Raw genomic sequence first — 13,543 nt, 5'->3', positions numbered from 1 at the left:
TAGTGATTAGAATATAGCATTACTAATAGCTGAAGTATTTATTTACAGACTTTATTTAATAAACTGTTTACATGAATAATCTTCCACTTCCCATTTCTCTTCTCCCAGATTTTCGAAGAAGTTTCCCTAACGGTGTCTCCTATGCTTTTCCTAATATATAACTGACTCACATAATCATACCCAAGTTTAGAAGTAAGTAATTTTTGTTCAGTCGTTGTTTCGATAACCTCTTTTTTAGGTAGATGAGGACAAAATTGAAGTAACTGTTCATACGTAAAGCTTTTTAACGGGCCCGAAAATGCAGTTTCAGTTAGGCGAGCATCCCTGTGGTATGCCTCTAATATTTCATCGCATTTTTCACTACCTGCATTGTAATTATCCTGAAATGTTCGCGCCATCTCTTCAAATTCTCTTTGTTCAGAAGTTATACTTTCCTGCGCTTTAAATGTGGAAATACCGGCTAATACGAGCAGTATTATTAATAATAGATTTTTCATTGATGCTAATTTTAATTCGTAGGTTCCCAGCTAACACATTTGGGCGTTTAATACTTACTTAATAATTTGATGTTTAACAAGTTAAGTATTTTTTTGAAAGCTAAGGCTTATTTTAGTTAGCGGCATGATGCCTCATGCTTTGGCCTGGGATAGATCTCAGGACTTCAAAATACTTATAGACCGTAAGCCCGGTAATAGTAGCCCATAAGAAGATCGTAAACAGAAAAAGTCGCTGCCATAAACCGGTAAGGTCCTTTGATTCGAAAGTTGAGATCATTACCAGCATCAGGATCAGGGCAACAAAACCTGTTAAGATCGTATATAGTGATATACCTTGTAGTTTCTTAACCTTCTTAAAGGAAAACCCCAGTAAAATGATTCCAAGAATAGCCGAAATAAAGGCCATGGCAGATACCCCGTCATGGATACGGGATTCCAGCGTTCCAAACTGTGGACAGCCCGCATCGCACGAGAATATCCCGGCTAAGGCCATTCCAGCACCAAAGACCATGAACAGGACAGAGCCCAATCCGGACATCCATCCCCTGCCAACGGTGAAAAGCAGAGAGATTGCAAACAGAGCAAAGCATAGTCCTGAAGGTATAAAACCAAGATAGTTCATAAGGAATTCCGTAGATGAATCGGTCGCACCAAGTTCACTGATGAAATCATCCAAATGATTGTAATCTGTTTGCAAGGAAGCACATATAATTGTGATCGAAGTAAACAGAGCTGAGCCTGTCAATCCTCCTAATGTCAAAATTCTGATCCCGTTACTCATCTTTTAAACTTGTATTAGACATTTTTGGGTTTCGCTTTTTAATAACCCGCATAAAAGTGAGGGTTCAGGGTAGGCAGGATAGCAGAAATGGTGAATAGTTCAAGTTAATAAATTTCCAGGAAATTGAACTTAGTGTTGTTTTATTTAAAGAAAAGGGAGAATATCCCCAGGTTTAGAAGCATAAATCCGCTGACTATCATTACAAACACCGCAAATCTCTTTATATCCTGCAGATCCCGTCCCTCTTTAAGGATAAGTTGACAGAAGCCGGTCGAAATAAGGCTTAAGAACGAGGTTAGGAACAAAAGACCAACAGCAGTAAATGCCCCGATTCCCAGCGAAAAATCCTTTTTTTCACCTGAAAAAAAATCAAGAAAGTCAATTAGAAAAAATAGGTTCCAGGCTATTATGGCTCCAACCGCAAAACCCATCTTAAGCGGAAACCCGCCTTTGCTTTGTTTTTGAATCAGACTCCTGTCCGGCATATGGTTCGGAATGTCCGGGATATGTTCAGGATTATTTTTAGTATGTTTTAAAAATCCCGTCTCCCGGATCTGTCTCACTACAGAATCGGGATCTTTAAAGCTCCAGAAGATCACTCGTTCCTTATAGGAAGAGACCCGGTGATTAATCTTTATACCCTGCCCGATGATAGGGATCATCGTATAGGCCTCGATAGAAATAATATCTGAAGGCTGAAAGGTGAGGTTCCCCACAATCCCGGCATTCAGTTCCAAACGGTTTTCATTTACTTTAAGGCTCGCCAGCGGAAATGTAGCATTGGCCATTCCAAGCCTGGCACCACCGGTTAATCGTAATTCGTCCATGTATGTTCCCGGTTTTTTCTTATCCAAACGGTATGGGTTAAAAATGAATAAACCTATGATTTTAAAAAGGCTTTTGCCCCCCTCTCTTTGTAAATATTTTCCTTAAAGAACTCAAGAATATCCTTTTTAATAACCTCTGGCTGCTCATGCCCTATTTCATTATAAGTTTTAAACCTTGCATTAATGTTCGCCCTGGTATAGAATTCCCGGCTTTTGTCCCAGCGATCTGGCATCATATTTTCTCCCAGAATTTTATATATCTGCTCTCTTTCATGTTCGCTAAATGCATCATCATAAGGAATAGCATCATTTTCATCGAGTTCACCCATAAAATAGAACTGCGGTGTTTTTTGAAATAATTCCTCCTGAAAGCCTTCATCTCTAAATTCATCCAGGTCGGCCACCCCTATGGGATATTCCAGAGCTTCATGATCCAGACTGTCCACAGGCAGCATTAACAACCCATTCAATCCCCCGGCAGCAACGGCATATACCTTATCCGGATGTAATAAGGTGAATCTGTTCGCAAAGGTACCGGAAGCTGAAAAACCAGTTAACAGGAACCGATCCCGGGTACTGATATTTTTATTTTGAAGCCGGCTTTTCGCATCAATATACATACTGATAAGCTGCTTATCAATTCTCTCCAGTTCATTGTCCTTTTGCTGCATCACATCCCTGTCCAAAGCATGTGTATATATTTGCCAATGTGTCCTGGAGCGCGGAAAAACAGGTACCACAAGGGGATACTTCAATTCTTTTGAAAGATAATTTCCCAGGTAAAAATCCCGGGAAGCGGTTCTCCCGGCTTTATCCATATGTTTCTCAATATCGTCATCAGCAAACCCTGAATTATTAGGTTCAATAATCACGAAGGTATCTCTATCTTCCGGAGTACCTTCGGGGATAAATAGATAATAAGGAAATTCAAAATCATTGTCAGTTCCGGGTTCAACAAGAAGTAATTCGCCATCAATGCTATCTGAACAACCGAAAAGAAACAGGGAGAACATTGCATAAAAAAGATGGTTTCTCATGATCTGAAATTTAAAAGTTTACATCTGTTTTAGATCACCGGGTTTATTAAAATCATAGCTCACAGAAACCAGAAATAGTTCAAACAGTTAGTTTGCCTGAAAAAATTTTCCCTCTATTAAGATTTTCCCGTCTTCAATCCTCACAGAATCAAGACTGTTGATTATATATTTTTTGCTCGGCCTCCAATCAAAAAGCTTATTTAAAAGAATATGATCAAAATAGGTTTTCAAGATCTCTTCGAGTGCCAGTTCATCTTTTAATAACTGCGGCAGGGAGCAGTAATCAACACTTTGAAAATCTGATCCATCCTGATATCTCTCATCATCTTCCTTTATTTGATCCCTTACTGAAACATATTCCTTTTCCTGCAGATCAAGAAATTTTGATGTGCTTAGTTGGATTGTATAATCTTCAACTCCTTTATCAGAAAACCTTCCGAAGTTCAAGCCGTCATTTACCCCGATCAACTTCTTTTCTATTTTAGTTCCATTTAAAAAGACTTTCATACAACAGGGCTTATATAGAACTTATTTTAAAATCTTATGAATAGAGTATAAGGAAGGGTTCCAGTAACCTTAGAACCTCATCTGAATTTGCCTTGGAATATTTATGCTCTTCGATATATTTTTTGATCTCCTGCAGGTCTTCACCAGATTTTATTAGGTTAAACTTTGAAGTGTACTTAAAAAAGATAGGCTTGGAGGTGGGCTTATGAAAAATTTCCGTTACCTCACTGTGCCTGGGATCCTTAAGAATCTTTTCATGGTATAATTTGATCACCTCTTTCTTCTCGCCTTCAAGCACCTGAAAGAACCGGTTGGTATCTTTGGAGTATAATAGCAGTCCCTGGATTTTGCAGTTATTATTATGCCTGGCCGTTATCTCGAATATCTCGTTCACTTCATCATCATCCAGCTGGTTTGCCACGCTGGTATAGCAGATAGTATAAGGAAGCTTCATTGGTCAATTGGTTAGTTGTGCTTAAAAATAACCATCCTTTCTTATCAAAACAAATTTTTGACCTAGGGTTGCTTTCTGAAACAGGCAAATTTCATAAATATTCAAATTACAGGATACCAGTCGTTTAGGATGAATATTTCCTTTAAAAAATGACGACCGTCATATTTCAGGTCCTAAATAAGCTGTAATTTAATCTGATTGCCCTATATCCTGACCTGGCCTGTTTCAGGCTATTTAATTATTGCTTCAACCAAAAATTATTCTATTATGAAACGCAGGAAATTCGTAAAAAATGTTAGTATGGGAATAGCCGCATTAGAATTAGGCTTGCTGGCTTCATGCGCCACAGATTCCCTGGAAGAGGAATTACTGGACTACACCCTAAAAGCCGGTAAAGGAAAACCGCCAAAAACCAACCCTCGAAATCCATTAAGAATTCCGAATTTATTTTCAGGCGGGCAACTGCATGCCGGGGAATATCTTGCCGATGTTGGTGGTGGACAGACCTCCAGGGTATGGGCATTCAATGATTCCTTTCCCGGGCCAACTATAGAAATATCCCGGGGAGAAATTTTCTCGCCCACATTCCAACACAGCCTCCAGGATAAATCAATAGTCCACTGGCACGGAATGCTGGTAGACCATGAGAACGACGGACATCCCAAATTTGCCTTTGATTCCGGAAAGCAGTATGATTATAATTTTACTGTTAACCAGAGGGCTACGCTCAACTGGTATCACCCTCACCCCCATGGCAAAACAGGGGAGCAGGTAAATATGGGACTTGCCGGGGCATTTATAATTCGTGACCAGGAAGAGCAGGCAAAGCAATTGCCGGCTGGAGATTATGAAATTCCCTTAATAATTAGAGATGTAAGCTTTGACCGTCAGGGGAACTTGGAATATAAACCCAGAAGCGGTGGTTTTGTTGGAAAAACCTTTTTAGTTAACGGCACAACCGAGCCTTTTATTGAAGTTGACCGGGCTGTTTATCGTTTACGGATCTTAAATGGTTCCAATGCCAGGATCTTTGGTTTTAATCTTAGCAATAATGACTCGTTCAGACTCATAGGTAATGATGGCGGGTTCCTGGAAAATGAAGTAAGTATTGAAAATATTGTAGCCTCACCCGCTGAGCGACTGGATCTGCTGGTAGATTTTAGAAATGTGGCTGCAGGTGAATCTGTAATGCTGCGGGATGCATTTTCAGGATGGGAACTGCTGGAATTTAAGGTGGGAAATAAACTCATTACTACAGATGTACCTGCTGTTAGCTCTACAATTCAGACTTTAGGAAATCCCGCCAGAACAAGGAATTTCAGTTTCGACGGAATGTCAAAAATCAACGGGCAGCTTTATGAAATGGATCGTATAGACTGGGAGGTACCTTTTAACGAAACCGAAGAATGGATCTTTACCACCAACGGCAATGCACCGCACCCGGTTCATATTCACGGCGCTTATTTCCAGGTACAATCACGTGAAGGTGGCAGAAATCAGCTCTTCCCCTGGGAGAGAGGCTGGAAAGACACCGTTCTCCTGGAAGATGGAGAAACTGTAAGGGTATTGATAAAGTTCGACACTCCGGAAGTGCAGGGTGGAACTTATTTAATGCACTGCCATAAGCTCGAGCATGAGGATATGGGTATGATGGCTAATTTTAAGGTTTTGAACGCTTCCGTTTAAATCTTAGATCTGCAGCGGAAGGACGATTTCGAGTAATTCATTTCAGGTCTTTAGATTGTTCCTCTTAAAGAGTGCGAGATACCGACGATGCAAAAATGATCCAGGTGGACGGTACACTGCTCCAGACAGGTCCAGTTTTACCATTCCCCAGAGGCACTCCTTTTTTCCGAATATTTAGAGTTTTTCAAAGCTCCTAATCGCTCTTATAACCATTCCACGGTTTGATACTCCATTTGAAGTACCGATAGTTCAGCATCATTCACTGCCTGCATAAGCTGTTCATAATCTTCAGGGGAATCCAGTACCACTCCGTTCCTGTGTTCTTTTAAGGTAGAAAAGAACTTTACCTCAAACCACACCTTATCCATTAGTTCCTGCTCGTCAGCAGTGATACCAGTGTTACCATTAAGCATGCCTGTCATTTTTCTATAGGCCAGGTGTTTTATATTATTGGCAACATTCTCGTCTGTAGGCAGGTTACGGATTGCCCCTATCACAAAAAAGATCTTTCCGTAGCCAACCTTTTCGGCATATTCGTTTCCATATTTCAGCTTATACAGCGCCGGATCTTCCTCATAGACACTGGCCAGCGAATCCCTCACTTCCCAGCTGTTCTGCATGGAATGGTAACCGTCTATATAAGAGGAACTTCCAATAAGCACGCCCTTCTCGGTAACCGGGTACTGTTCAATGACCGACTGGTACAGATCTGTAGTTACGGCAAAGCGTGTAGCAAAGTAATCTCCAGGATAGTAGAACTCATCGTACAAACTATAGGGAAACATAAATTCAATCGGATCGGCATCGAACTGCCAGCTGGGGCTTTGATAAAAGGATTGATTAAGCTTGTTATAAGAAGTCTCTGCGTTGTTAAAGGCATTCGCCACCGGCACGTGATTAGTCGTGTACACTCCCGCACCAACCTGCTCATGGTAAGGATAGTCTTCATCCAGAATACTTTCTCCGTTCCTGGTAATGCTTACATTCCGGGTTCCGGCAGCTGGATTGCAGGTAGTGATGGCAGTACTGCTGTTATCAGCCGCGGTGAACTCTACTGAGGTCAGCTCACCATTGGTATAACTATGAACAGAAGTGCCCTGCTCGCTGTACACCTTTTTCACCGAGGGAAGCCCGTTCTCATATTCGGTTTCGAACCATAATTCACCCTCTGGGGTATAATACTTAGACCAGAGCGGCTCATTATCCTCACTTCGGCTCACTTCCATATACAGGTGCTGCTGCGGATAGCTGGCGTAAATTTTGGCCGATTTAATATATCCATTGTCGTAGTATTCAAATTCTTCTGAAGGCTGGTTTAGCGCTTTGAAGTATCGGGCTTCTTTGATCCACCCGTTCGGGTGCTGACTTATCAACTCAAAGGCCGAAGTAGATTCAATTGAATAATCGGTTGGCGGAACCTCATCGTCCTTTTGACAGGAAGACAATAATACACAAACTGCCAGAAGCAGACCTAGGTAAATTTTTCTCTGCATTAGAAGGGGTGATAAAAAGTATTGAAAGATGAAAAAATTAAGGGCGGGGAAAAACTCCGTACCACCCGTACATTAAGCAACTAAAGTATAGAATAAATTCAATTATCCAAAGCTTATAGTATAAAAGAGACTTCCTCAGGATTTAATAACGGAGGCCTTCAGGCCGTTGAAGAAAGAGGATCATCAGTTTTCGCGTTCCCAGGTACTATAGGGATACAGTCTTAAATCTGGTTTGCTGGTTAAGCTACTTCCCTTTCCCAGGCACATACATTAAAACTCCAGAATTAGCTTTTGCTTTTCGCAAAAGGCTTCACCTCCTCTACGAAAACATTCCAATAATCCGGATTGGCTTGAATAATAAAAGTTTGGGAGTTTTTGAACAAAGCCGAAATACCTCCAATAATAGTACCGGAAAGAAGCCCTGCTGTGAGGCCCGATGTAAATTCATCTCCAGATGAACCACCTGCCCATGTAAACGTCCCAGGCGAAGAATCGGTAGGAGGATTCACCAAACCCAGAATGCTTCCCAGTACAGCACCGGAAGCCGCTCCAATAAGTACATTATGCCCTCCCGAGCGTTTAGTCTTTATTTTCCCAATATCTTTCAGGTACAAATCAGTTGCTTTTTCGTTCCGGCTTAAGACAAGAATGGAATCATTAATTGAGTAAATATGCCCTTTCCCTATTTTCTTTCCGTCCATACCAAATACCCTTACAAATAAATTTTGAGTTTTGCTCTCTTTTTGTGCTGATACACTTATAGATACCAACAGGCTCAATAGTAAAATTACTTTTCTCATTATTTCCGGTTTTTTATGATTGTAGCCAAAGGTCCTGGTTATCGAAAATAGCAGGAAAAGCAATGAGGCAACTTCAGGGATTCAAATTTTGCGTTTTTTCGTATCGGGCGATTTCTAAGTTACACTTTTTCAGATAAATAAACTATTTGCTTGGATCTATAAAGGGAACAGTAATATTAGAGGTACTCATTTATTTCAACATATTCGAAGTCCGGCGAATCTTTAAAAAGTTGTCTTAACTGCCATACATGTCCTGCCCCGTAGATCAGCAAGATCCTGTCTTCTTTTGAAAAATCGGCCAGATCATAGGTATTGGCAAAAATCTTCAGATTCCTTTGATACCATCTTGCCACTATATCGGCTCCTATATACAGATCCCCGGCACCGGTTAGAATTGTATTGGTAAGATAAGCCTGGTGGCTCTTCAGTCGGTCCTCCGGATCATTTAATAACTTGAAATATTCCGTCAGGGTAGTAACCGTCTTTAGAGAATCATGAGTTTCATATATTTCTTCATAATCGTAACGATGTGTTTTTTTATACTGGTCCAGGGATCTCTGATATGCTGCCTCGTCGTAATTATCCCAGTCTATTTCTGCCCCAAACCAATTGCTGCCTTTTACATCGGAGGCATAGATATCCTGATGGCCCAATTGCTCTGCAAGCCTGAATCCCAGTTGGAAAATTTCATTTCTTTTTTCACATATATCATATTCCCCTTTCAAATACTGTTGATAACGAGCAGTGAGAAGACTATCATTTTCCTTCCTGGATACTTCCAACAGTATTTTTGTAGGTTTGAATTCTGATAAGCTTTTGAGCAATAGCTCTATCTCTGACTGGCGTTTTTCTGAAAGTATATCCACCGTAAATTTTGGTTTATAACTATCCAGACCCGGATTGTTAAAATGGAATACCCCCAGAACAGCGACTTTGGTTTTATGCTGGTCAGCGAACTGCTCCCGGGCATGAGTTGCGTTAGCTATATCATTGTTTTGAATTTGTGATGTTGTGTCTTCAGTTTTCTGATCGCATGAAAAAAGCAATCCGGTAAGCAGGAATGCAGAAAATAGTCTTTTCATCTGTAAAGTTTATACAAAGACAATTTCTATTTCTGAATGTTACAGGCGAGGTGTTAAGGTCGAGGATCTGGATACGAAGCCCCGTTGGTCTATGGCTAGGTTCGTGAAGCTAATTACCTTCTTTGAAAGGCACGAAAAGACAAGTCTGTCTAATTCCTGAAATACTCATTGAGGATCTCCAGGTAATACTCCATTCCGAAAATATTCTCATCTATTCGAATATCCCTCTTCGGGGTGGTTAGGATCAATCCGTAGTCAATGCTATCGCGGTCTATTACTTTTGGGCAACTCCTGCAATCCTCTATAACAATAAACCTTTTATCTGTATATCGCACAGAAATCCCTGGCTCCTGAAAAGAATCAAGAGCTTTGGTAATTCCAAAGCCAAAATCGGAATCCACCTCATAGATCCATTCATCTCCAGATTTAAGGTAATAATCAAATCTCAGGCTATCCGGCCTTAAAACTATAATAGCCGACCCGTTTACCTTAAGGCTGTCCTTCAAATAAACCCATGTGAGTGTATCCTGAACCGTTCTTACGACTTCCTCGTTTCGTCTCTCGGCAGGTAAAGGATCTCTTTCGTTCAAATTAAGAATTCCGAATCCAGCAAGGCTCAAAATCAGGATAAGCACTGTTATCTTCATTGGATCTTTTCTTTTATGAGCTCTTCAATTTCTTTTATCATAGGTTCGTCAAAGCTTTTCGTCTTTCTAACCGGATAATTATAATCGTATTTCCAGAAAGCTGGTTTTATTCTTTTGCTTCCGGAGTCGTACTTAATTCGATCCAGGATCTCCTGCCCTGTTTTATTTTCAGTTGAAATATCACCATAATCCACTACTAATCCGTTCAATTGATTGTTAAGGGCGAAATGGATATAAGAGACCGACCGGGGTTTTTCACAGATGAATATTCTCTTTTTGAGTTTAGAAAAGTTCCTTTTCTCCAGAAACGGAAGCATATGTTTTTCAAGTTTCCGATAGAACTGCTCATTTCTTTTGCTGTCTCCAACATGCCCGGGTCTGGAGACCCCCTGGAATTTCCTTAGCCGGTATTTTTCATAGAACCAGAAAGAGATAGAACTTAATACTGCTTTTATTTCTTCCATTTAAGTAGTAGCAGTTATTTGATTCTCATCATTTTTCCTGTACCCATACTTAAGGAATTTAATTCTTCATCTTCTATAAGTTCAGGAATTTCAAATATTGATTCATCTATCTCACTTTCTGAGCCATCAACCAGATCCATGTTGACACTCATCATACCGCCTGCTTCCTTTACGATCCTAATCGGCAGAGATCCGGAAATTTTGAGAAAGTCATAGAAGGCATCATAGATATGGCCCCTGAAATTTTCGGGATCAACTTTAAAATGTTCTTTGTCAAAAAGATAATAATAGGTGCCTGACTTCCATTCTACCTTAACAGTTTCCAATGTATAATCTTTATATTCCACTATCGTATCCAGTAAAGTAAGTGCTGGCATTTCTCCTGTCATTTCGAATTCCTGGTCTATGGAGGTGTCTGTCACTATACATATATCTGAAACCTCCTTCTCCTGGAAAGTGTATAGTTTTTTATCATCGGGCCTGTAAATAAGCCAGGATCTTTCAGGAGACAGATTAAGCTGCCTGTAAAATCCGTTTTTATATGAGGTGCTTATAGTATCTGCCCAGGTGCCTTCAGTTTCCATTCGGGATTTCATCATTTCCCTGGTGAGGCCCATGTCAAGCATCTTTTCACTAAGTTCAAAATCCACCTTATAAGTTAAGGTTCCCTCAAAGCTCTGAGCGTTTAATTGAGCGGTGACCGCCAATAATAGAATTGTAATTATTTTTCTCATTTATAATTTATTTCTCTGTTTATTTTTGCTTTAATTGTTTACCTGTAACCCGATATCCTCCATTTTTAATAAGGATCCTGTTCAGTTGCGAGGCTCTTTTAAGATTCATATCTCCAATAAATTCATAAGCCGCCATTCTTTCCAGTTGTGGAGTGATTCCTGTTTCTGAAAAGACGGCATCCACTTCTTTCCAGATACTATCTTCCTTTGTCTGTTTTTTTAAAAGGAATTTCTTTTGGGTAAGCTTTAGAGAATCAAGGTTCAGATCCTGAACGTCTAAAATTTGTGAATATACCACACTTAATAGGCTATCGGTTTGCAATCTATATTCTCTGGAGGCCTGAAGCATTCCTTCCCCCGTGTCTAATTTTTCCTGAAAACTGATTTGAAGAGAATCCAAAACCGGCTGATAGTGGAGCTTATCACTAACTGACCTTTCCTGACAGGAGGTAATTAATAGTATAAAAATCAGAAAGTTAAACTTTTTGATCATAGTAGCTATCTGGTCCAACAAAAGTTTATTCTCAAAGAATACAGCATTAAAGGCATGTTTCCAGGCCAATTTAATTAATTTCTTTCTAACGGTGCCGCCTGTGTGAGTTTTGTATTGGGAGTATGAATTAATTTAGAATTTCCAGACGAATTAATTCAATATACTCTACTTCTTCCTTCAGCATTCTTTTATTGTTGTTAATTAATTTATTTTAAGGTTATTCATTGGCAAAAATCAGCTTTGTTTCGTAACTTACTGAAATTCAGTATCTAACATACTGATTCCCTGCGCTTAGTAAAGGCTTTACTTAAAAAAACAAGTTAGTTTATGAAAGCAATTACTAAAAACAAGCAAGTCAGGATGATCGACAAGGACATAAAAATGTTCGGTCATATCAATCCCGACACAGCCTTTCACTTCCCTATGAGTGATATTATGGCATCGACCTCTTACAAGTGGAGCACACTGATCCTCCGGAATTTGGGTCATCATCTCATCAATGGATTCAATCACCTGAAAAAAAAGGTCTATGGAATCCTGGGCCAAAGAGATGACTTCTTCACTATGAATCTAAGCACTGGCCGGCCTAAGCCTTATTCTCCAACATTCATAACTGCCATCGCGTTGGTTAGTCTTATGTTATTCAGTGGATGCTCGAAAGATGAGATTACCGATGCACCGGTAATGTCTCATGACTCAGAAGCGCAGCTTAAAGCATCGTCGATGAGTACCAGTAGCAATGGTCTCATTATCCAGAACTTCCCTTCACCAGATAACCCGGGCCCGCCACTATATGCTTCAGGTTTAAGTCTTGGTCTTACGGGTTTTGGTGCGACCCGAACAGACGGCGAGTATGTAGCGATCACCCTGGTACGTGATCCGGATTGTATTCCGCCAGACTATAATCTCCTCGGAGCGCCAAACATCCCGGCTGTTTTTGGATGTGAACTCACGATAAAGGGTAAGGTGTGGTTACGCGATCCCACGGATATCTCGAATCCCGTTAAAGCCATGCATTTTGGGCTCGGTGCTGTACCGGTCTATTTCGTAAGTTTATCCGACTTTGAGGAGGCGGTCGAGGATTTTCAACTAACAATCGATGAGTTGCATGAACTTGAGTCGCTTCTCATTGGCCATGCCAGTTATCAACGGGATGTGATCCAGTTTCAGCAAAACGGCCGTCCCGGAATGCACAGCATTGTCTCACGTGGGCAACTTGAAGACGGTCGTTCTTTTGAGCACATAGGTGTTGTGGTTGGGGATCGGAACGTACATACGACCATCCGGTTCGAGTAAGCCCCAGTATTTCTTTTTTTGCATCCTCTTTGGCAACAGGAATTAGGGAAGCACATAATTCAAGGTATTTGAATAAAAACCCTGAACATCTGGTAAATATCGATGTTTAGGGTTTTTCAGGCTGTTACAGGCCTCTGGAACAGAGTCAGTATAATTATTAAGTTGCGAAATGTGGCTTTACTTCTCGTCCTGTTTTCAGACCGACCCTGTTATGAGCCAAATTTCCCCATTTTTTGAATTGAACAATTTAACCAGGCCAGATAATGTTTTCCCCAGTTGTGTCGTACTCGGGAAACAATACTAGGGATGTAATTACGCCTCCCTCACTATATATTAAAACTCCCTTTTCTTCAGAGTAATAGCTATCTTTCCCGGGTTGCATATACTCATATTCCAGTTCCAGATCTGGCATATTCCGTTTTACAGACTCCTTGTTCAGAAATGAAACTTCCTGTCCTATTGGATACTCCCCGAATAAGCTGTAACCCCCATCATTAATACTTATAGATTCAAGCCTTAAGTTGTTCTCTGTAGTTAAATTAAACCGAAGTCCCAGATGCGCGTATTCCAGATCGGTACTTTCAGAATTGTTAGCAGGAAATGAGGTTGACTGCCTGTTGGTAGGATCTCCCAGTACCTCAGTGAGTTCCTTTTCGGTCATTCCAAATTTGATCATTCCTATTCCCTGAAGTGGTTTAATTTCCATCATTTTTATTCTAAGGGTAATGACTGTTTAAGTTAAACA

At 40.4% G+C, this 13,543-nt stretch carries 16 protein-coding genes; 2 read left to right on the top strand and 14 right to left on the bottom strand.

The features are described 5' to 3' along the window. Positions 1-38 precede the first annotated feature (38 nt). From EZJ28_RS00825 to EZJ28_RS00800, 6 genes are all read right to left on the bottom strand, one after another. The gene (locus EZJ28_RS00825) at positions 39-497 is read right to left on the bottom strand and encodes a hypothetical protein (RefSeq protein ID WP_131393895.1); all 459 of its coding nucleotides are present in this window, start codon (positions 495-497) and stop codon (positions 39-41) included. Positions 498-609: 112 nt separating this feature from the next. Further along, positions 610-1,278: a DUF998 domain-containing protein gene (locus EZJ28_RS00820; RefSeq protein WP_131393893.1), complete on the bottom strand. Its 669-nt coding sequence runs from the start codon at positions 1,276-1,278 to the stop codon at positions 610-612. Positions 1,279-1,418: 140 nt separating this feature from the next. Beyond that, a complete protein-coding gene (locus EZJ28_RS00815) occupies positions 1,419-2,132 on the bottom strand; it encodes a hypothetical protein (RefSeq protein ID WP_242670042.1) in 714 nt (237 codons plus the stop codon). A gap of 26 nt (positions 2,133-2,158) precedes the next feature. Beyond that, positions 2,159-3,142, bottom strand: a complete 984-nt coding sequence (locus EZJ28_RS00810) for an alpha/beta hydrolase (RefSeq protein WP_131393891.1) — start codon at positions 3,140-3,142, stop codon at positions 2,159-2,161. An 87-nt stretch (positions 3,143-3,229) separates the two neighbouring features. Next, positions 3,230-3,649 (bottom strand): hypothetical protein, encoded by a 420-nt coding sequence (locus EZJ28_RS00805; protein ID WP_131393890.1) that lies wholly within the window; start codon positions 3,647-3,649, stop codon positions 3,230-3,232. A 34-nt stretch (positions 3,650-3,683) separates the two neighbouring features. Further along, positions 3,684-4,103: a BLUF domain-containing protein gene (locus EZJ28_RS00800; protein WP_131393888.1), complete on the bottom strand. Its 420-nt coding sequence runs from the start codon at positions 4,101-4,103 to the stop codon at positions 3,684-3,686. A 267-nt stretch (positions 4,104-4,370) separates the two neighbouring features. Here EZJ28_RS00800 and EZJ28_RS00795 point away from each other — a divergent pair, with 267 nt between their 5' ends. After that, complete coding sequence (locus tag EZJ28_RS00795; protein WP_131393886.1) at positions 4,371-5,789, top strand: multicopper oxidase family protein; 1,419 nt, start codon at positions 4,371-4,373, stop codon at positions 5,787-5,789. Between the two features lie 203 nt (positions 5,790-5,992). Here the strand turns inward: EZJ28_RS00795 and EZJ28_RS00790 are convergent, their stop codons facing one another. The 7 genes from EZJ28_RS00790 to EZJ28_RS00760 form a co-directional block, all read right to left on the bottom strand. Further along, positions 5,993-7,282 carry a hypothetical protein gene (locus EZJ28_RS00790; protein ID WP_131393884.1) on the bottom strand — a complete coding sequence of 430 codons (1,290 nt, stop codon included), beginning with the start codon at positions 7,280-7,282 and terminating at the stop codon, positions 5,993-5,995. Between the two features lie 284 nt (positions 7,283-7,566). Then, complete coding sequence (locus EZJ28_RS00785) at positions 7,567-8,082, bottom strand: hypothetical protein (protein ID WP_131393882.1); 516 nt, start codon at positions 8,080-8,082, stop codon at positions 7,567-7,569. Between the two features lie 176 nt (positions 8,083-8,258). Then, the gene (locus EZJ28_RS00780) at positions 8,259-9,164 is read right to left on the bottom strand and encodes a DUF5694 domain-containing protein (protein ID WP_131393880.1); all 906 of its coding nucleotides are present in this window, start codon (positions 9,162-9,164) and stop codon (positions 8,259-8,261) included. A gap of 149 nt (positions 9,165-9,313) precedes the next feature. Continuing rightward, positions 9,314-9,811 carry a hypothetical protein gene (locus tag EZJ28_RS00775; protein ID WP_131393878.1) on the bottom strand — a complete coding sequence of 166 codons (498 nt, stop codon included), beginning with the start codon at positions 9,809-9,811 and terminating at the stop codon, positions 9,314-9,316. Further along, entirely contained in the window at positions 9,808-10,275 is a 468-nt protein-coding gene (locus tag EZJ28_RS00770; RefSeq protein WP_131393876.1) for a hypothetical protein, read from the bottom strand. Before EZJ28_RS00770 ends, EZJ28_RS00775 begins: the two co-directional genes overlap by 4 nt. A 14-nt stretch (positions 10,276-10,289) precedes the next feature. Then, on the bottom strand, positions 10,290-11,009 hold the full coding sequence (locus EZJ28_RS00765; RefSeq protein WP_131393874.1) for a hypothetical protein: 720 nt from the start codon (positions 11,007-11,009) through the stop codon (positions 10,290-10,292). Positions 11,010-11,028: 19 nt separating this feature from the next. Continuing rightward, positions 11,029-11,571 carry a hypothetical protein gene (locus EZJ28_RS00760; protein WP_131393872.1) on the bottom strand — a complete coding sequence of 181 codons (543 nt, stop codon included), beginning with the start codon at positions 11,569-11,571 and terminating at the stop codon, positions 11,029-11,031. 366 nt (positions 11,572-11,937) lie between these two features. Here EZJ28_RS00760 and EZJ28_RS00755 point away from each other — a divergent pair, with 366 nt between their 5' ends. After that, complete coding sequence (locus EZJ28_RS00755) at positions 11,938-12,798, top strand: hypothetical protein (RefSeq protein ID WP_131393870.1); 861 nt, start codon at positions 11,938-11,940, stop codon at positions 12,796-12,798. Positions 12,799-13,045: 247 nt separating this feature from the next. On the opposite strand, the gene EZJ28_RS00750 is transcribed toward EZJ28_RS00755, so the two are convergent. Beyond that, on the bottom strand, positions 13,046-13,507 hold the full coding sequence (locus tag EZJ28_RS00750; RefSeq protein ID WP_131393868.1) for a hypothetical protein: 462 nt from the start codon (positions 13,505-13,507) through the stop codon (positions 13,046-13,048). Positions 13,508-13,543: the final 36 nt, after the last annotated feature.

Source organism: Gramella sp. KN1008 (genome assembly GCF_004332155.1).
Taxonomy (GTDB): Bacteria; Bacteroidota; Bacteroidia; order Flavobacteriales; family Flavobacteriaceae; genus Christiangramia.
This window is presented reverse-complemented; position numbering and strand designations above follow the sequence as displayed.